This is a genomic window from Plantactinospora sp. BB1, from assembly GCF_003030385.1.
GTDB lineage: Bacteria > Actinomycetota > Actinomycetes > Mycobacteriales > Micromonosporaceae > Plantactinospora.
This window is the reverse complement of the sequence record NZ_CP028159.1, coordinates 6,421,078-6,439,346: the sequence shown is the minus strand read 5'-3', so window position 1 is coordinate 6,439,346 and position 18,269 is coordinate 6,421,078. Positions and strand designations below refer to the sequence as shown.

The 18,269-nt window shown below is 70.0% G+C and carries 13 protein-coding genes, 1 tRNA gene and 3 pseudogenes; 9 read left to right on the top strand and 8 right to left on the bottom strand.

Annotation, left to right across the window (positions count from 1 at the left end):
• Positions 1 to 303: 303 nt before the first annotated feature.
• Positions 304 to 1,287, bottom strand: a complete 984-nt coding sequence (locus C6W10_RS28070; RefSeq protein ID WP_107261959.1) for an AAA family ATPase — start codon at positions 1,285 to 1,287, stop codon at positions 304 to 306.
• 63 nt (positions 1,288 to 1,350) lie between these two features.
• On the opposite strand from C6W10_RS28070, the gene C6W10_RS28065 reads away from it, so the two are divergent.
• The 5 genes from C6W10_RS28065 (at position 1,351) to C6W10_RS28045 (ending at position 7,312) form a co-directional block, all read left to right on the top strand.
• Complete coding sequence (locus C6W10_RS28065; RefSeq protein ID WP_107261957.1) at positions 1,351 to 2,070, top strand: PP2C family serine/threonine-protein phosphatase; 720 nt, start codon at positions 1,351 to 1,353, stop codon at positions 2,068 to 2,070.
• A gap of 129 nt (positions 2,071 to 2,199) precedes the next feature.
• Entirely contained in the window at positions 2,200 to 3,561 is a 1,362-nt protein-coding gene (locus tag C6W10_RS28060; RefSeq protein WP_107261955.1) for a PQQ-binding-like beta-propeller repeat protein, read from the top strand.
• Positions 3,562 to 3,625: 64 nt separating this feature from the next.
• Positions 3,626 to 4,180, top strand: a complete 555-nt coding sequence (locus tag C6W10_RS28055; RefSeq protein ID WP_107261953.1) for a 2Fe-2S iron-sulfur cluster-binding protein — start codon at positions 3,626 to 3,628, stop codon at positions 4,178 to 4,180.
• On the top strand, positions 4,177 to 5,187 hold the full coding sequence (locus tag C6W10_RS28050; protein ID WP_107261951.1) for a xanthine dehydrogenase family protein subunit M: 1,011 nt from the start codon (positions 4,177 to 4,179) through the stop codon (positions 5,185 to 5,187). The genes C6W10_RS28055 and C6W10_RS28050 overlap by 4 nt, the downstream gene beginning before the upstream one ends.
• A gap of 22 nt (positions 5,188 to 5,209) precedes the next feature.
• Entirely contained in the window at positions 5,210 to 7,312 is a 2,103-nt protein-coding gene (locus tag C6W10_RS28045) for a xanthine dehydrogenase family protein molybdopterin-binding subunit (RefSeq protein ID WP_107261949.1), read from the top strand.
• A 92-nt stretch (positions 7,313 to 7,404) separates the two neighbouring features.
• Here the strand turns inward: C6W10_RS28045 and C6W10_RS28040 are convergent.
• A tRNA-Lys gene (locus C6W10_RS28040) sits at positions 7,405 to 7,480 on the bottom strand.
• Between the two features lie 25 nt (positions 7,481 to 7,505).
• The gene (locus C6W10_RS28035; protein WP_159104788.1) at positions 7,506 to 9,056 is read right to left on the bottom strand and encodes a tyrosine-type recombinase/integrase; all 1,551 of its coding nucleotides are present in this window, start codon (positions 9,054 to 9,056) and stop codon (positions 7,506 to 7,508) included.
• 303 nt (positions 9,057 to 9,359) lie between these two features.
• On the opposite strand from C6W10_RS28035, the gene C6W10_RS28030 reads away from it, so the two are divergent.
• On the top strand, positions 9,360 to 9,968 hold the full coding sequence (locus tag C6W10_RS28030) for an IS5 family transposase (protein WP_199853759.1): 609 nt from the start codon (positions 9,360 to 9,362) through the stop codon (positions 9,966 to 9,968).
• 66 nt (positions 9,969 to 10,034) lie between these two features.
• Positions 10,035 to 10,217, top strand: coding sequence for a hypothetical protein (locus tag C6W10_RS38105; RefSeq protein WP_199853758.1), 183 nt, complete (start codon positions 10,035 to 10,037; stop codon positions 10,215 to 10,217).
• A gap of 135 nt (positions 10,218 to 10,352) precedes the next feature.
• Here the strand turns inward: C6W10_RS38105 and C6W10_RS28025 are convergent, their stop codons facing one another.
• The 3 genes from C6W10_RS28025 to C6W10_RS28015 are packed head-to-tail and all read right to left on the bottom strand — an operon-like array spanning position 10,353 to position 12,373.
• Positions 10,353 to 10,715 carry a transposase gene (locus C6W10_RS28025; RefSeq protein ID WP_369938718.1) on the bottom strand — a complete coding sequence of 121 codons (363 nt, stop codon included), beginning with the start codon at positions 10,713 to 10,715 and terminating at the stop codon, positions 10,353 to 10,355.
• Positions 10,716 to 10,759: 44 nt separating this feature from the next.
• Positions 10,760 to 11,644, bottom strand: a complete 885-nt coding sequence (locus C6W10_RS28020; RefSeq protein WP_107261945.1) for an IS5 family transposase — start codon at positions 11,642 to 11,644, stop codon at positions 10,760 to 10,762.
• 21 nt (positions 11,645 to 11,665) lie between these two features.
• On the bottom strand, positions 11,666 to 12,373 hold the full coding sequence (locus C6W10_RS28015; protein WP_159104787.1) for a transposase: 708 nt from the start codon (positions 12,371 to 12,373) through the stop codon (positions 11,666 to 11,668).
• Positions 12,374 to 12,646: 273 nt separating this feature from the next.
• Here C6W10_RS28015 and C6W10_RS28010 point away from each other — a divergent pair.
• Positions 12,647 to 13,223, top strand: a pseudogene (locus tag C6W10_RS28010) (transposase); the annotation flags it as partial.
• Positions 13,224 to 13,257: 34 nt separating this feature from the next.
• Here C6W10_RS28010 and C6W10_RS28005 read toward each other — a convergent pair.
• Positions 13,258 to 14,754 carry an ISL3 family transposase gene (locus C6W10_RS28005; protein ID WP_107261941.1) on the bottom strand — a complete coding sequence of 499 codons (1,497 nt, stop codon included), beginning with the start codon at positions 14,752 to 14,754 and terminating at the stop codon, positions 13,258 to 13,260.
• Between the two features lie 147 nt (positions 14,755 to 14,901).
• On the opposite strand from C6W10_RS28005, the pseudogene C6W10_RS28000 reads away from it, so the two are divergent.
• A pseudogene (locus C6W10_RS28000) lies at positions 14,902 to 15,160 on the top strand (transposase); the annotation flags it as partial.
• Positions 15,161 to 15,169: 9 nt separating this feature from the next.
• On the opposite strand, the pseudogene C6W10_RS38860 reads toward C6W10_RS28000, so the two are convergent.
• Positions 15,170 to 17,368 (bottom strand): annotated as a pseudogene (locus C6W10_RS38860) (bifunctional (p)ppGpp synthetase/guanosine-3',5'-bis(diphosphate) 3'-pyrophosphohydrolase); the annotation flags it as partial.
• Between the last annotated feature and the right edge of the window lie 901 nt (positions 17,369 to 18,269).

Sequence of the window (18,269 nt, the reverse complement as noted above, 5' to 3'; positions counted from 1 at the left end):
GGTCGAGCGGCACTCATGTTGTGCGTCGGGAAGTCCAGGATGGCTCCCGCACGCGCCTCGATGATAGAGACGTGACCGACCGGCTGCGGCAGCCCCGGCTCCACGACCGGGTGCGATCAAAGGAAGATGCTGGTCAACGCCGGACTGGTCGGCCTTTCCACAGTGGTGCCACGTTTCACCGCGGCCACCCCCTTCGCATCTCGGGCCTATCCATCAATGATGGCGTACGCGTCAAGGCGGGCGGAACAGCTCGCCGAGCCGCTCACCAGCGACGTCGTGTCCGGGCGGGGCACCCGGGCCGGATCAGCCCTGCCGGGCCGGGTCGGTGAGCTGCTGGCGTACCGCCCAGAGCGCCGCCTCGGTACGCGACGCCGAGCCGGTCTTGCGGAGCAGGTTGGAGACGTGCACGGTGACCGTCCGTACCGAGATGCCGAGCGACCGGGCCACCTGCTTGTTGGACATGCCGGCGGCCAGACAGGAGAGCACCTCGATCTCCCGGCCGGTCAGCTCGGCGGTGGGTGCCGGCGCGACGAGTTCCTCCGGCCGGCGGCCGCGCTCCGCGACCAGCAGCTCCACCAGCCGGTAGGGGTTGCCGCCGGTACGCCGCCAGACCGCGTCGACGACCGTCGGGGGCACCGGCGGTCCGGGATAGACCTGACCGAGCACCGCGGCCACGTCCGGTCGGCCCAGCGGCCCGAGGTGCTGCCGGATCGCACCGGGCGCGCCGGAGAGCCGGGCCAGGGTGGCCGCGACCAGCCGGGGCGACACCGCCTCCTCCGCCGGCCGGCTGCCGACGAGCAGCAGGGCCGGCAGGTCCGGCGCGGTGGCCAGCTCGCCGACCAGGTTGAGGCTGGCCGGGTCGAGCGCGTGCAGGTCCTCCACCACCAGTACCGCCGGCCCGGCACCGACCAGGGCCCGTACGGTGCGCACCGCGAGGCGCAACAGCGCGTCCGGGGCGTACCGCTCGCGGGGCGCGTTCGGGTGCTGGGCCAGCCAGGCCAGCGCGTCCGGCGGCAGCGGCAGGTCGCCGGTGTCCCGACCGCTGAGCGCGGCGGCGAGCCAGTCGTACGGCGCCGGGGTGTGCACCCGAGCCGTACCGCTGAGGATGGTCACCGGTCGGGGCGAGAGGCCGTCGAGGGCGGCGCTGATCAGCAGGCTCTTGCCCACCCCGGCGGCGCCGGTGACCACCACGCAGCCGGTCCGGGGGCGCCCACCGGTGACCATGGCCCAGGCGGCGGCGAACTCGGCCAACTCGCCGGCACGCCCGACCATCGAGACCGGCATCATGAGTCAACCCTACGCAGTACTGCGTAGTGACTTTGCCGTGGATCTCGGGGCAAGCTGCACGGTATGACCTTTGTCCTGCGCAGCCTGGCCGTCAGCGACCCTGGCCTGGTCCGGCCGAACAACGAGGACGTGGCGTTCGCCGGCAGCCGCCTGGTCGCCGTCGCCGACGGGATGGGTGGCGCACCGGCCGGCGAGGTGGCCAGCGAGATCGTGATCAGCACCCTCGCCCCGGTGGAGGGGTCCGCGCCCGACGGGGAACCGGTGACCGCCCTGCGGGAGGCGATCGCTACGGCCAACGGCCGGATCCGGGCGGTGACCGAGGCGGACCAGGCCACCGAGGGGATGGGTACCACCGTCACCGCGATGCTGCTCGCCGGCCGCCGGCTCGCGGTGGCGCACGTCGGCGACTCCCGGGGCTATCTGCTGCGCGGCGGCCGGCTGGCGCAGCTCACCAGGGACGACACCTTCGTGCAGGCGCTGGTCGACCAGGGTGGGCTGACTCCGGAGGAGGCCCGGCGGCATCCGCAGCGGTCCCTGGTCACCCGGGTGGTGCAGGGCGGCCCGCTGGAACCGGCCACGATCGCGCTGATCGCCCAGGCGGGTGACCGGCTGCTGCTGTGCAGCGACGGCCTCTCCGACGTGGTCGACGACGACGCCATCGCCGCGACGCTGGCGGGTTTCCCCGACCGGGAGGAGTGCGCGAGGCAGTTGGTGAAACTCGCCCACCAGGCGGGTGCCCCGGACAACGTGACGCTCGTCGTGGCCGACGTCACCGCCGAATAGCCCCCTCCGGTCGCGTCGCTGGCCGGCCGCCGGCGCAGACCCGGCGGCCCCGGTCGCCCCTGCCGGGTGGCGGCGAGGCCGGATAATTGCCTCGGTACCCGACCGGCCCCGGCGGCGAAGGGTGAGGCCGTGGCGTTGATCGAACTCGGCGAGGAGCGCTACGACCCGCCGCCCGACCCTGCCCCGTCCCGCCGGTCGCGCCGACGTCGGCTCCGGACGCCCGCGCTGGTGCTGGTCGCGGCGCTGGTGGCCGGTACCGGCGGTGCGGCGCCGCCGGGCGTACCGCAGCTCGCCGAGGTGTACCGGGTGGGCAACACCGGCTACTTCCTGCTCGCCGGTGACCGGCTCTTCGTCGCCGAGCCGCTCACCGGCGGGCACCGGGTCAGCGCGTACGAGGTGGGACGGCGGCGACAGGTCTGGAACGAGACGTACCGGACCGAGCACCAGCAGGCGACACTGGTCGAGGAGGACGGCCTGCTGCTGCTGGTGGAGGGAGGCGTCCAGAACGGCCCGTACCGCAGCACGGCGCTGGATCCCGGCACCGGCCGGACGCGCTGGTCGACGTCGAGCCAGTTCGCGCCGCTGCACAGGGCGGGGATCGCGCTGGTCGTCGAGGAGGTGTTCCCACCGGGCTCGCGGGTCGATCCGGACGACCCACCGCCGGTCGGCACCCCGATCCACCACCCGCGGTGGGGTGCCGGGATGTACACGGCGGCGCCGATCGGGCAGACCGTTCGGGTGCTCGACCTCGACACCGGCCGGGAACTCTGGACCTCGCCGCTGCTCACCGGCGTCGCCGCCGTGCCGGCCGTCGCCGGACGGCCCGCCGCGCTGCTGACCGGGCGCCCGGACGGCCGGCTCGACCTGCGCGACCCCCGGACCGGGGCGGTCCGGCAACCGCTCGACCCGGTGGGCGGTCCGCCGCTCTACGCGGAGCCGGCCGGGGACTCGGTGCTGGTGCGGTCGGACTCGCACCTCGCCGTCTACTCGGCGGACCGCTGGCAGCGCCGGTGGATCCGGGCACTGTCGACGGACCGGGGACAGGTGGGGGCCTGCGGGTCGATGCTCTGTCTGGAGGGGCGGGCCGGCGTCGAGGTGATCGACCCGGTCACCGGCGGTACGGCGTGGCACGACGCCGGGCAGGTGTCGCTGCGGGGGCACGGCGGGCACCTGGTGGAGGTCGGCGGGAACGGCGCCGTCCGCCGGGCGGTGGACCCGCGCTCCGGGCGTACCGTGGTGGACCTCACCGGCTGGACCAGGGTTCCGACCCTGACCGAAGCCGAGCCCATGTTGCTGCTCCGGCATGCCGTCGACGGAAGCCGGACCTGGGTGGGCCTGCTGGATCCGGAGGGTACGGCGATCCGCCCGCTGGGCCCGCTGCCGTACGCCCTCTCCTCCTGCCGATGGACCGCCCGGCTGCTCGCCTGCCGGACCGGGGACGGCGTCATCCGGGTCTGGCGGTACGCGCCGGGGTCGGCCGCGCGGCGATGAGGGGCGGGTACCGGAAGGCCCGGATTGGTCCCGCACCGGGGGCTGCACTCGGTAATCTCGACATATGGTGCAAACCAGTCCGGACATTGATCTGCCGCACCGGTCGCCGGTGCGGCTCACCGTCAACGGCAGACCGTACGAACTCGACCTCGACAACCGGACCAGCCTGCTCGACACGCTCCGCGAGCACCTGGGACTGACCGGCGCGAAGAAGGGCTGCGACCACGGCCAGTGCGGCTCCTGCACGGTGCTGCTCGACGGCCGGCGGGTGAAGAGCTGCCTGGTCCTCGCCGTCGCGGCGGACGGTGCCGACCTGCTCAGCGTGGAGGGGATGGCGCAGGACGGGCAGCTGCACCCGTTGCAGAGCTGCTTCGTCGCGCACGACGCCTTCCAGTGCGGCTACTGCACCTCCGGCCAGCTCTGCTCCGCCCTCGGCATGCTCGACGAGGTACGCCGGGGCTGGCCGAGCGAGGTCACCGCCGACCTGACCGCCGGCCCGACCGGGCCCACCGAGCCGGAGATCCGGGAACGGATGAGCGGCAACATCTGCCGCTGCGCCGCGTACCCGCACATCGTCTCGGCGATCCGGGAGGCCGCGGCGGCCGGAGACGTCCGATGAGGAGCTTCCGGTACGAGCGGAGCACCGACCCCGGCCGGGCGGTGGCCCTGGTGGCCGGCGAGCCGGACGCGACGTACCTCGGCGGCGGCACGAACCTGGTCGACCTGATGAAGCTCGGGGTCACCCAGCCCGGGCTGCTGGTCGACGTCACCCGGCTGCCGCTGGACTCGGTCGAGTCGCTGCCCGACGGCGGACTCCGGATCGGCGCCACGGTCCGCAACAGCGACCTGGCCGCGCACCCGACGGTCCGGCGGGACTTCCCGGTGCTGGCCCGGGCCCTGCTGGCCGGGGCGAGCGGGCAACTGCGCAACATGGCCACCGTCGGCGGCAACCTGCTGCAACGTACCCGCTGCTTCTACTTCCAGGACGTCAGCCGGCCGTGCAACAAACGCGACCCCGGTGCCGGCTGCTCGGCGCTGGAGGGACAGAACCGGGAACTCGCCATCCTCGGCTGGTCCCCGCAGTGCGTCGCCACCCACCCCTCGGACATGGCGGTCGCGCTGGTCGCCCTCGACGCCGTGGTGGAGGTGTTGGAGCCGGCCGGCGCCCGGGACATCCCGCTGGCCGAGTTCCACCGGCTGCCCGGCGAGCGGCCGGACCAGGAGACCACGATGGCCCCGGGCGGGCTGGTCACGGCGGTACGGATCCCCGGGCTGCCGTTCGCGCGCCGCTCGGCGTACCGGAAGGCACGGGACCGGGCCTCGTTCGCCTTCGCCGCCGGCTCCGTGGCCGCGGCGATCGACCTCGACGGCGGTCTGGTCCGGGACGTCCGGCTGGGCTGGGGCGCGGTCGCGCACCGGCCGTGGCGGCCCCGGCTGGCCGAGGCGGCGCTGCGCGGGCAGCCGGCGACCGAGGAGACCTTCCGGCTCGCCGCCGAGGAGGAACTCGCCGCCGCCCGGCCGCTGGCGCACAACGCCTTCAAGATCCCACTGATCCGCAACCTGACCGTGCGGACCCTGGTGGAACTTGTCGAGGACGGCACCGGCCCGACGGAGCGGGACCGATGAGCGGACCCGCCGAGGTGACCCGGTGAGCGCGCCGGCCGCCGCCATCGGCCGGGCACACCCCCGGCTGGAGGGCCGGGAGAAGGTCACCGGCACCGCCCGGTACGCGGCGGAGCATCCGGCGGACGACCTGACCTACGGCTGGGCGGTGCAGGCCACCGTGGCGAAGGGGCGGATCGTCCGGATCGACACCACGGCGGCGATGCGTGAGCCGGGGGTGCTGGCGGTGCTGAGCCACGAGACGGCACCCCGGCTGAACCCCACGCAGAGCGCCGAACTGCTGCTGCTCCAGCAGCCCCGGGTCCGCTACCGGGGCGAGATCGTGGCGCTGGTGGTGGCCGAGTCGCTGGAGGCGGCCCGGGAGGGTGCCCGGGGAGTCCGGATCGACTACGACACCGAGCCGCACAGCAGCGTACTGACCGAACGGCACCCGAGCCTCTACAAGCCGGACCAGGTCAACCCGGCCTACCCCACCGACACCTCGGTGGGCGACTTCGACAGCGGCTACCAGGCGGCGGAGGTGCGGCTCGACCAGACGTACCGGACCCCGGCCTACCACAACAACCCGATGGAGCCGCACGCCGCGACCGCGTCCTGGGCGGACGGCCGGCTGCTGGTGCACGACTCCAGCCAGGGCAGCACCGACGTCCAGCATGCCCTCGGCCGCCTCTTCGACCTGCCCGTCGAGACCATCCGGGTCACCGCCGAGCACGTCGGCGGCGGCTTCGGCAGCAAGGGAAGTCCCCGCTGCACGCCGGTGCTGGCCGCGATGGCCGCCCGGCAGGTCGGCCGGCCGGTACGGCTCGCACTGACCCGCCAGCAGATCTGCGGCCCGGTCGGGTACCGCACGCCGGTGATCCAGCGGATCCGGCTCGGCGCCGACGCCGACGGCCGACTGGCGGCGATCTGCCACGACGCGATCAGCCAGACCTCCACCAGCGTCGAGTTCGCCGAGCAGACCGCCGTGCTCACCCGGGCGCTCTACGCGGCACCGCACCGCCGGACGACGCACCGGCTGGCCCGGCTCGACGTACCGACGCCGTCCTGGATGCGCGCCCCCGGGGAATGCCCCGGATCCTTCGCCCTGGAGTGCGCGATGGACGAGCTGGCGATCGCCTGCGGGGTCGACCCGGTCGAGTTGCGGCTGCGCAACGACACCGAGATCGATCCCGAGGAGGGCGTACCGTTCAGCAGCCGCAACCTGGCCGCCTGCCTGCGGGACGGGGCCCGGCGGTTCGGCTGGGCGGACCGCGACCCCGCCTCGGGCGTACGCCGGCAGGGCCGGTGGCTGGTCGGCACGGGCATGGCCAGCGCGATCTACCCGGCCCGGACCCCGGGCGCGTCCGCCGAGGCGGCGGCCGACCCGGACGGGACGTACCGGGTGCGGATCAACGCCACCGACATCGGGACCGGCGCCCGGACCGCGCTCTGGCAGATCGCCGTGGACGCCCTCGGGGTACCCGGCGAGCGGGTCACGATCAGCATCGGCGACAGCGACCTTCCCCCGGCGTACGTCGCCGGCGGCTCGACCGGTACCGCCGGCTGGGGCCTGTCGGTGGACCGGGCCTGCCGGAGCCTGCGCCGGCAGCTCGACGAGCGGTACGCCGGCAGCGCCCCGCCGGAGGGTCTCGCGGTACGGCTCGACACCTCCGAGGAGGCCGCCGCGCTCCCCTCGGCCCCCCGGTACTCCTTCGGCGCGCACTTCGTCGAGGCCCGGGTGAACGTCGACTCCGGCGAGATCCGGGTGCCCCGGATGCTCGGGGTCTTCGCCGTCGGGCAGGTGGTGAACCCGACCACCGCCCGGTCCCAGCTGATCGGCGGGATGACGATGGGGCTCTCGATGGCGCTGCACGAGGAGGGGGTGCTCGACCAGCGGTTCGGTGACTGGGTGAACCGGGACCTCGCCACCTACCACGTGGCGGCCTGCGCGGACGTGCAGCGGATCGAGGCGTACTGGGTGCCGGACGAGGACCACGCGAACCCGCTCGGCGTCAAGGGGCTGGGCGAGATCGGCATCGTCGGCTCGGCGGCGGCCGTCGCCAACGCGGTGCACCACGCGACCGGGCTGCGGCTGCGTACCCTGCCGATCCAGCTCGACAAGCTGGTCGACCGGCTGCCCCTCGGCTGACGGAGGCCGCGACGGCGCATCGCCGCCGGTTGTCCGCCCGGCCCCGGTCGTCCACCGGCCCGCCGACCGAGGGGGTCGGTCCGGGTCGTCTGTGGTGGGCCGCCTGGGATTCGAACCCAGAACCCGCGGATTAAAAGTCCGCTGCTCTGCCGATTGAGCTAACAGCCCGTGTTCTGCAAGGCTACCGGATCGCTCAGCGTACGTCCCGGGGGTATCTGTCGCGGCGGCGGCCTGGTCGCGGCCACGGTACGGCTCCGGCCGTGCCGGTGGCCGGGGGCCTGGGTGTGGGGGAATCCGTAGGTGATCCCGCCTCCTCCTGCGCCGTGACCTGGTCTTTCGTCCGTTGCGTGGGGTCGGTGGCCGGTGGGACTGCTCTGGGACTGTCCGGCCCGGTGGGGCCCGCGTCGGTCCGCGGACCGGCCGGTCGGTTGCGGGGGATGAGGGCGGCGGTGCGTTCGGCAATCATCCGGTCGATCTCGTCGAGGCTGGCGGGGTAGATGTCGCCGGTCACGGTGACACTGGCGTGGCCGAGCTTCTTGCGCATGTCGAGCAGGTCAGCACCGGCGGCTTTCATGTAGGTCGCGGCGGAGTGCCGGCCGTCGTGCAACCGGATCGGCGGCAGACCCGCCGCAGCGGCGTCGCGCTGGAACCGGTCGGTGACGCTGCTGGGATGCCAGGCCCGTCCGTCTGGCTGGCGGAAGAACAGGTCGACCTGGATCGGCGTGTAACCGCCCGGCACCGGAGTCAGCACGGTCACGGTCCGCGGCCACCGGGCCCCGGCCGCGATGCGCCAGGACTCCCGCAGCTCCCAGTAAGCGCGAAGATCGTTGAAGGTGGCCGAGTCGAGGAAGATCACCCGGTCGCCGCTTCGGGTCTTGACCTTCTTGTACACCGGCTGATAACCGTGTTCGGTGAGTTGGTGGCTGAACGTCGCGGTCTTGTCGTCGAAGTCGATCTGGTCGGTACGTACGCCCACCACCTCACCGCGCCGCGGACCGCCAAGCATGATCAGCAGGAACATCGGATACAACGCCGGATCGTGACGCTGGGCGTGGTCGAGGAACGCGCCGGCCTGCTCCGGTGTCCACACCATCACCTCGCTCGGGACCATACCGCCGGCCTTCCATTGCGCGATCGCGCGTTCGGTCCAGACCCGCACCCTAGGCGGATCGTAGGCGGGCAGTTCCGCGTACACGGCCGGGTTGAAGTCGATCAGCCGGTGTTTGGCCATCGCGTCGTTGAGCGCCTTGCGCAGCGTGGCCCGCACCCGGGCGATCGTCGCCGGGGTCGTCAGCCTGGTAGCCGTCGCCGCGCCGGCCCTGGCCGGGTCGGCGCTGGCGCGGTCCTCGAGGATCTGCCGGTTGCGCCCGGTGATCGTCGCGAACATCGCCTCGATGTGCGCGCTGTTCAGCCGCGCGAGCGGCAGGTGTCCCAGGTGCGGGTCGAGGTGGACACGCACATGCGACGCGTAACCAATACGCGTGTGCTCGTCGATATTGCGGTGCGTGACCCACCACGTCAGATACTCCCCGACGCTGACCGATGAGGCGTTCGGCACGCCACTTCGCAGCTGGCGGGCCATCTGGCGCGGATCGGGCAGCGGCCGGCCACGCTTGCACGCCATCAACACCCCGGCGATCTCGTCGGCGAGCGCCTCGTCGCCGTCGGCCAGACTCATCAGCTCACACACCCGCGCCAGTTCCGCCGCCACGTCCGCCCGGGTGCCCGGCTGCGTGTTCGACACGCGGCGCAGGATCCGCCGCCGGCCCCCGGGCGCGGGAGGCAACTCGATCTGGAACGCCCACACCCCATGACCGCTACTCCAGGCGCCGCTGGCCAGCTTCAGCCGGGAGCACCGCGCGCCCAGCCGCCGGCCGGACTCGTCCCTGCAGTAGCACCTCTTGCGTATCGATCCGCCGCGGATAGCCATCCGGCTCGCCTCCTCCACCGAACTCACTGTTCCTAAGTGAGCGTTTTAGATGTGGGTTGGTCGGGCGTGTCGCACAGTGTGTCCGATCGATGAAGGCGAGTGGCTCGGTAGTCGGGTGTGGAGCGTGTGCGGCGGTATCCGTCTGACCTGACTGACGCCCAGTGGGAGATCGTCGAGGTGATGTTGCCTGGCCAGAAGTGGATGGGCCGGCCGGAAAAGCATCCTCGTAGGGCGGTCGTTGACGCGATCTTGTACGTGCTGCGTACCGGCTGCCCGTGGCGGTACCTGCCGGCGGACTTCCCGCCGTGGCAGACGGTGTACGGGCACTTCAAACGCTGGAACAAGCGGGGTGTGACCGAGCGAATCCTTGCCGAGCTGCGTGAGCAGGTCCGCCTCGCCCACGACCGGGAGGCGGAGCCGACGGTGGGGATCATCGACTCGCAGAGCGTGGAAGCCGCCGACACCGTTCCTTCTGACGGTCGTGGCTACGACGCGCACAAGAAGATCAACGGCAGGAAGCGGCTCCTCGTCACCGACACCCTCGACCTGCTGGTCAGCGTCTGGGTCCTGGCCGCCTGCTGGCAGGACCGCGGGTGGCAAAGGAGCGCTGCTCGCCGCGTACGCGACCACCCCGATCCGACACGTCTTCGCCGATCAGGGGTTCGCCGGCCGGTTCGTCGACTGGGCCAAGAACATCTTGAACACCACGGTCGAGATCGCGCGTAAGCCCGCTGGCCAAAAAGCTTCGTCGTTCATCCGCGCAGGTGGGTGGTGTAAAGGACCCTGGGCTGGTTGATGCTGCACCGCCGCCTAGCCCGCGACTACGAGACCGATCCCGCCACCGCTGAACACCTGATCCGCTGGGCCGCGATCACCGACATGCTCAACCGCCTCACCCGCAGCGGACCCGCCACCCGCCAACCCCGCCGTACCTTCAAACACACCCGAGTAACCCACATCCAAAACGCTCACTGAACGCCTGATTCGCATCGTTGCCGCACCCCACGCTCCGCCGGATGGACTCTCACCGGCACGAGCGGACGCTGCGCACCCGACCATTGCACCGCCACGCTCTGTGACGAGTCCGTGGATCGAACGGCACCTCTCTTGTCAAGGCGTTGGCAGTAGAGAGGTCTCCGTGTCGTGGATCATGGTGCGGTAGACGACGTCGGCGAGACGGCGTTTCAGACAGCGCATGGCTTCTTTGTGGGTCTTGCCGGAGGCTCGTTTGCGCTGGTAGTAGTCGCGGCCCGGAGTCGCGCGTTTGATCTGGGCCATGGCCATGACGTGCAGCGCGTAGTTCAGTTGCCGGTCGCCTGCACGGGACAGGCGGTGCCGTTGGATGTCACCGGATGACACTTCTATCGGCGCGACGCCGCAGTACGAGGCGAACGCGGACTGCGACCGGAACCGGCAGACGGAGCCGGAGCGGGCCAGGATCTTCGCGGCGAGGACGTCGCCGATCCCGTGCAGGTCGGTCAGGGTGGTGCCTGAGAGAGTGTTGGGTAACTGGATGACTACTTCTGGTTGAGTTCGTTGTCGAGGCGTCGAGCCGCTTCGGTCTCGATCGGGCCGTGCGGCTCGATGTCCTCGCCAGCGAGGCGGGCGGCCATCAGCCGGATCATGGCAACTTTGATCATCGCTTCGGCGTGCGCGGGTTTGCGCTCGTAATCGCGGGCCAACCGTCTGCACCGTCCCAACCAGGCGAAGGTTCGTTCGACCACCCAGCGTCGGGGTAGCACCTGGAAGCCTTTCACGTCGGCATTGCGGGCCACGATCTGCAGGTCGACCCCGGCGTGGGTACGCGCCCATGCCAGCAGACCCGCGTCGACGCGGTTGACGTAACCCGCGTCGGCCCAGACCAGGCCCAGCAGCGGGAACGACTCGGTGATCCCCGCCAGGACCAGCTTGGCGCCGGCACGCTCCTGGATCGACGCGGAATGCCCCACCGCCCGTAGCAGCAGTCCGCAGGTGTCGACCAGGACATGCCGCTTGCGGCCCCGAGTGCGTTTGCCCGCGTCATAGCCGATCGCCTCGCCACCCTGGTGACTGTGCGCGGTCTGCGAGTCCAGCACCGCCGCCGACGGCTGCGGGTTACGTCCCTCGACCATCCGCACCGCGTCTCGCAGCCGGTCATGAACCTCGTCCCAGGTCCCGTCAGCGCTCCAGCGGCGGAACCACCGGTAAGCCACGTCCCACGGCACAAGGTCATGCGGAACGTGCCGCCACGCCGCACCGGTACGCAGCACGTACAGGATCGTGTCGATGACCAGCCGACGCGGATACCGCAACGGCCGGCCACCCCGACGCGGGTCCCGTGCCGGCAACAACGGCTCGATCACCGCCCACTGCCGATCAGTCAGCGACGACTCGTACGCCGGTTTACAAACACAACGACACAGAAGTGATCTTCGTCCAAAGAGTCAGCAAAGGTCACGCCGAGGTATCACAACACTCTCTGAGGCAGCGACCGCGGCGGACACTGTTGCGGTCACCTCGGCGATGCGCCGGTCCAGGCGGCGCAGCTCGCTGAGCAGTTCCACGGCGACCTGGCGCATGGTGCGGGCGAGCACCGCCCGTGGGCGGATGCTGCGCAGCGCGGTGGCTGCGGTGTCGGCGGTCAGTCCGCGGGGCAGGCCGGCGGGAAGAAGCTTTGCCAGCAGCGCGTGTAGCCGGTTGACGGTCTGGGTGCGGTTACGGACCAGGTCGTCGCGGTGATCGGTGAGGCAGCGCAGCGCGGCGATCGCCTCGTCGACGACAGCGGTGTTGAGCCGGTTCGCGGTGTGCGCCGCGATTCCGACTGACAGGGCGTCGGCCTGGTCAGTCTTGCGGCCGTGCCCGGTGGAGAGCATCCGCACGCGGCGGGCCAGCTTCGAGGGCACGTCGGCCACGTCGATGTCGTCGGCGGCCAGCCGGGCGGTCAGCGCGGCGCCGAGGCCGGCTGCGCCTTCGACCGCCCATGTCGCGTGCGGCCAGCGGCCGGCGAAGCGACGAAGTTGCCGATAGCCGTCGCGGTTGACCTCGACGCGGATCGCGGCGAGTGGTTGGAGTCGGTTGTCGACCGCGACGGCGGTCCAGGACGCCTTGTGGGGGTCGATCGCGATGACGACCGGGGCGGGCACTGCGGGCACGGGTCCTCCTTGCCAGGCCGGAGTGGGGATCCGGCGAGGAGGGCGGACCAACTTCGGGCTGAACAGACCTCTCTCGAGCCACTCTCGTCGGCGGTTGCGGCCGGGACGCAGGCCGTTAGGCAGCCAGCCCGTAGGCGGCAGGTGTTTCCCGAGCGACCCCGACCACAACCTCGAAGATCATGGCTGCAGACCCTGATCTCCGCCACCAATCCAACAAGTTGGTGTTTCCGGCCTGACACACCGGGCGTTGTGCCTGGTGAGGAGGGTGCCGTGATGACCGCGACACTGGACAATGTGACCCCGAGGAAGGCGAAAGTCGAGCCGTCGGCGGAGGCGAAGGCCGCCGCCGAGCTGGTGCGGTTGGCCAAGGAGCAGGGCCTGTCGTTGACGGGCCCCGACGGGCTACTCGAGCAGCTGACCAAGGCGGTTCTGGAGACCGCGCTCAACAAGGAGCTGACCGAGCACCTCGGTTACGAGAAACATGATTCGGTTGGTGTCTGGTCAGGCAACGTTCGTAACGGCAGCCGGGCGAAGACGGTCCTGACCGACGCCAGCGGGCCCGTCGAAATCGACGTGCCGCGGGATCGGGCCGGCACGTTCGAGCCCCAGATCGTGCGGAAGCGCCGGCGGCGGTTGACCGGCGTCGACGAGGTCGTGCTCTCCCTGTATGCGAAGGGACTGACGACCGGCGAGATCAGCGCGCATTTCGCGGAGATCTACGGGGCGTCGGTGTCGAGGGGAGACGATCTCCCGGATCACCGACAAGGTGGTCGAGGAGATGACCGACTGGTCTCACCGGCCCCTCGATGAGATCTACGCGGCGGTGTTCATCGACGCCATCGTGGCCAAGGGGTCCGGGCTCTGTCGTTGGTTGTGTGAAGCGTTCAGTGCGCGAGTAGGACGCGTTTGCGGAGTAGGTCGAGGCCGGCGCGGCCGAACATCTGCCGTTTGATCATCTTGAGGTGGTTGATGTTGCCTTCGACCGCGCCGGAGCTGTGCGGCAGGGTCAGGCCGTTGCGGACGGCGTCGAGGTCGCGGCGCAGGTTGCGGGCGAACCCGGCCAGCGGCGTGAGGGTGTCGACTTCGACCGTGCTGATCCACGCGTCGAGACGGTCGCCGTGGCGGCCGGTCATCATGACCGCGAGGTCTCGCACGTGTTTGACCAGCCGGTTGATGTCCCGGTCACGGCTGCGAGGCTCGTGAAGCTTGGTCGCGTCGCGGGAGTCGAGATGGTCAGGGTGAGTCATGATCCACGAGGTGACCTGACGCACCGACGGCGGTTTCGGGCCGGGGTGCGGGGCGTGGCCGAGGCCTTTGCGGAACCGGCGTAGGTAACGCTGGACGGCCAGTTCTCCGCCGGGATAACCCTGCTGTTTGATCTCTCGGAACAGCTGCGTGGCGTTGCGCTGTCCTTCGTTCCAGCGCTGGTGCAGGTAGGCGACGTAGTCATCGACCAGGTGCGCGCGTTGCTCGGTGGCGGCGGTCAACTCGGTGAAGCTGGTTGCGTTCAGGTATTTGCGGACCGTGGCCTGGTGCAGGCCGAGCTTGCGGCCGATCGCGGACTTGTTCAGTCCCTGTCCGGCGAGCTCGTGAACAGCGCCGTGGTGTTCACGCAGGCGGGTCACGATCTTCTTCTCGGGTAGCGGCTGCACCTCGGCGGGCATGGTGTCGTCCGCCGGCGAGGGTGCCGGGGCGACGAGCCGGGACCGATAGGCGTTGACGGTCTTCTCGACCGCCTGGCCCAGGTTCTGCCAGAGATGGAACCGGTCCGCGACCTGAACCGCCTGGGAGGCGCCGCAGCGGCCGCCTTCGCCATAGCCGCCGGCCCGGTCCCGGCAGATCACCTCGATCTCGGGGTGCTGCCGCAGCCACTCGGCGAGGCTGTCACCGTCGCGGCCGTCGAACATGTCGACCGGGCGGTGGCTGTCCATGTCGATCAGCACAGTGCCGTAATGACGGCCTCGGCGGAACGCGAAATCGTCGACGCCGAGGGCGGCGATCGGCCTCTTCGGCGGGTCAGGCAGCGCCTTGACCAGCCGCAACAACGTGTCGCGACCGGCGCCGACCCCGATCACCGACGCCAACCGGGAACCGGCCCGGCCAGCCAACGCCAAACCAATCTGCGTCAGCATGCCCCGCAGCCCCGGCGTCAATCGCGCATGGGGACTGGTCAACCCCTCGATCTGCTCGGCGAACGTCCGCGCCGGGCAGGTGGTGTTGTCGCAGCGGAACCGCCGGATCTGCACCTCAAGCAGCAATGCCGTTCCGGCGATCGCGACATCACGCAACCGGCGCTGATACCGGCCATGAACCCTGGCTGACCGCTGCTGGCACCGACGACACCGTGCGGTCTCCGCCCTGACTCGCGCGGACAGCACCATGACGCCGTCACGCTGCTCAACCGTCTCGATGGACAGAAGCGAGAGATGCGGCAGTAACTGTTCCACAAGCGAACACACCGGACATGATCAACGAATGCGCCGAGCTGGCGACGGATCTGTCCACATCACAAGATCAGCGACAGAGCCAAGGTCCGGGACGGGCCGGTCGCGAACCGGCCGTTCTACGCCGCGATCGGCGTCACCCTCGACGGCGAGAAGGACATCCTCGGCCTGTGGGCGGGCACCGGTGGTGAGGGCGCGAAGTTCTGGATGAGCGTGCTGACCGACCTACGCAACCGGGGCGTCAAGGACGTGTTCTTCCTGGTCTGCGACGGGTTGAAGGGGGCTGCCCGAGGTGGTCACCAACGTGTGGCCTCGCGCGGTGGTGCAGACCTGCGTGATCCATCGCTAGGAATCAGGACCCTGAGGTGACCCGGTACGCGTCAAAGACGCCGTCCACCATCCGCACTGCGGCCAGCAGGTGGCCCAGGTGCTTCGGATCGGCGATCTCGAAGCTGAACCGACTCACCGCAACCAGGTCCCGGGTCGTGGTGACCGTCGCGGAGAGAATGTTGACTTCGTTGTCGGAGATCGCCCGAGCTACATCAACAAGTAGCCGTCGCCGATCGAGCGCCTCGACCTGGATCGCCACCAGGAAGGTCGAGGCCGAGGTGATCCGCCAGACCACCTCGACGACCCGCTCGGTCTGCGCCCTGAGGTCCTCGGCGTGCGCGCAGTCGTCCCGGTGCACACTCACGCCCTGAGAGCGGGTCACGAAGCCGAACACGGTGTCCGGCGGGACCGGCGTACAGCACCGGGCCAGCTTGATCCACGTATCGCTGACGCCCCGCACCACGACACCCGGATCGCTGTTGCTGCCACCCCGCCGCGGCGGCGGCCGGGTGGCGACGGCGGTCTCGGCGAGATCCTCCGCCGCGCCCTCCTCGCCGCCGTAACCCGCCATCAGCTTCTGCACCACGGACTGCGCGGAGACCTGACTGTCGCCGACCGCCGCGTAGAGCGAGGCGACGTCGGCCAGGTGCAGATCCCGGGCGATCGTCATCAGGTTGTCCGTGGTCAGCATCCGCTGCAACGGCATACCCTGCTTACGCATCGCCTTGACGATCGCGTCCTTGCCGGCCTCGACCGCCTCCTCGCGCCGCTCCTTCTTGAAGTACTGCCGGATCTTCGTCCGCGCCCGAGGGCTCTTGACGAAACCCAGCCAGTCCTGGATCGGGCCGGCGGTCTCGGACGTCGAGGTGAAGATCTCGATCACGTCGCCGTTGGAGAGCGTCGACTCCAGCGGCACCAACTTGCCGTTCACCCGGGCACCGATGCACTTGTGCCCCACCTCGGTGTGCACCGCGTACGCGAAGTCCACCGGAGTCGACGCGGTCGGCAGCGGGATCACGTCCCCCTTGGGGCTGAAGACGTAGACCTCCTGGCTGGACAGGTCGAAACGGAGCGCGTCGAGGAACTCGCTCGGATCGGCCGCCTCCCGTTGCCAGTCCAGCAACTGCCGCAGCCACGTCATCTCGTCGATGTGTGCCGGCGGCCCGACGACCGTCTCGCCCTTCTTCTCCTTGTACTTCCAGTGCGCCGCGATACCGAACTCCGCCGTACGGTGCATCGCGTACGTCCGGATCTGCATCTCGACCGGCTTGCCGCTCGGCCCGATCACCGTCGTGTGCAACGACTGGTACATGCTGAACTTCGGCATCGCGATGTAGTCCTTGAACCGACGCGGCACCGGCTGCCAGTTCGCGTGGATCACACCGAGCGCCGCGTAGCAGTCCCGCACCGTGCCGACCAGGATCCGCACCCCGACCAGGTCGTAGATGTCGTTGAACTCCCGACCCCGCACGATCATCTTCTGGTAGATCGCGTAAAGGTGCTTGGGTCGACCGCTGATCTGCGCCCTGATATTCGCCGCGCGGAGGTCTGTCTGCACCCTTCGGGTTACCTGCCGCAGCCACTCCATGCGCTGCGGCTGGTGCTCGCCGATCAGCCGGTTGATCTCCTCGTAGCGCTTCGGGAAGAGGTTGGCGAACGCCAGATCCTCCAACTCCCACTTGATGGTGTTCATACCGAGCCGGTGCGCCAACGGGGTCCAGAGCTGCAGGGTTTCGCGGGCAATGCGCTCTTGCTCACCGCGGGCGACGAAGGCGAGGGTTCGCAGGTTGTGCAGCCGTTGCGCGAGCTTGATGACTAAGACCTGCGGGTCCCTGGCCGAAGCAATCACCACCTTGCGGACCGTCTCCGCCTCGGCGGCGTCGTCCAGCCGCACCTCGTCGAGCCTGGTCACGCCCTCTACCAGCAGCGCCACCTCAACACCGAACTCGGTCCTAAGCTGGTCGATGCTGTACGCCGAGTCGTGCACCGTCCCAGACAGCAGGGCGGCCATGAGCACTGGTGCTTCCATCCCTAGGTTGGCCAGGATGGTCGCCACCGCAAGGGGATGGGTGATGTACGGGTCACCGGACTTGCGGTACTGACCGGAGTGCCACCAGGCTGCAGTGTCGAATGCCTTCTGGATGCCTCGTGCGTCGGCCCGCCGATGACTCATCCGCATGGTGGCGACCAGGGGCTCAAGCACCTCGCTGACCGCAGGGGACGCATCAAGGATCTCCGGTGGCCTTATCCGGTAAATCATCCGCCGTAGTGGTGACCAAGTTCGCGGGGACTCCGTGAGAGTCTGCGCCGCGAGTTGACGTTCTGTGGTCAGCGCTGACTCGTCGCGTGCCAGCTTGTGCAGCAGAGAAGCAGCTCGTGGGTCCTTCATGTCATGCAGTGCCGTCGCTGCGGCACGACGCTCGGCTGCGCCGATCTTGTCATCACCGGCGAGCTCGACGAGAAGTTGTCGACCTGTATTGCGGTTGACGCCAGCGAGGGCGTCCGCAGCCCAAATCCGTTGTGTCGCCTTGAAGGCGTGGTCTCTGGCCACCGAGGTGAGAAGCAGCGTGGCGTCGATGCCGTCGAGGCGCGCGAGCTGAGCCATGATCCATTGATCACCTGCGGCGGAGCTGACATCGGTGGAGGTGCCGGCAAGGGCCGCCACGGCACGTAGCGTCGTGGCCCGGAACGCACCTGATTGCCGACTGTCTGTGGCAATGACCGTCGCTACTTGCAGACCCAACGCACGATCCAGCCGCAGGCACGTGGTCAGGGCGAGATAGCGATCCTCATCGACACCGCCAGCGTCACGGGCGACCGCTGACAACGTCCGGACCACGGCGTCAACCGTTTCCGCATCAGTATCGGCGTTGTCCTCAATCACGGCGGCCACGAACTGAGCTCCCGGTAATCCGCCGGTGGCGGCCATGGACTGTAGGGCTGATGCCATTTGATGGGGCTGAGTCCAGGCAGGCACGAGAAATCGGGCGAAGGACTGTCGCCATGCCGGCGGCGCGATCGCTCTACCGCTGGCGGTTCTCGCGAACAGATCCCAGAAAACCGCGTCGGCGCGGTCCGGATCGCTGGGAATGTACTGCGCTGCCAGGTACTCCTGAATTGCT

Coding starts and splice junctions, on each gene's coding strand:
- C6W10_RS28070 (WP_107261959.1), bottom strand. CDS start 1,287: ATGATGCCGGTCTCGATGGTCGGGCGTGCCGGCGAGTTGGCCGAGTTC.
- C6W10_RS28065 (WP_107261957.1), top strand. CDS start 1,351: ATGACCTTTGTCCTGCGCAGCCTGGCCGTCAGCGACCCTGGCCTGGTC.
- C6W10_RS28055 (WP_107261953.1), top strand. CDS start 3,626: ATGGTGCAAACCAGTCCGGACATTGATCTGCCGCACCGGTCGCCGGTG.
- C6W10_RS28050 (WP_107261951.1), top strand. CDS start 4,177: ATGAGGAGCTTCCGGTACGAGCGGAGCACCGACCCCGGCCGGGCGGTG.
- C6W10_RS28005 (WP_107261941.1), bottom strand. CDS start 14,754: ATGGTGCTGTCCGCGCGAGTCAGGGCGGAGACCGCACGGTGTCGTCGG.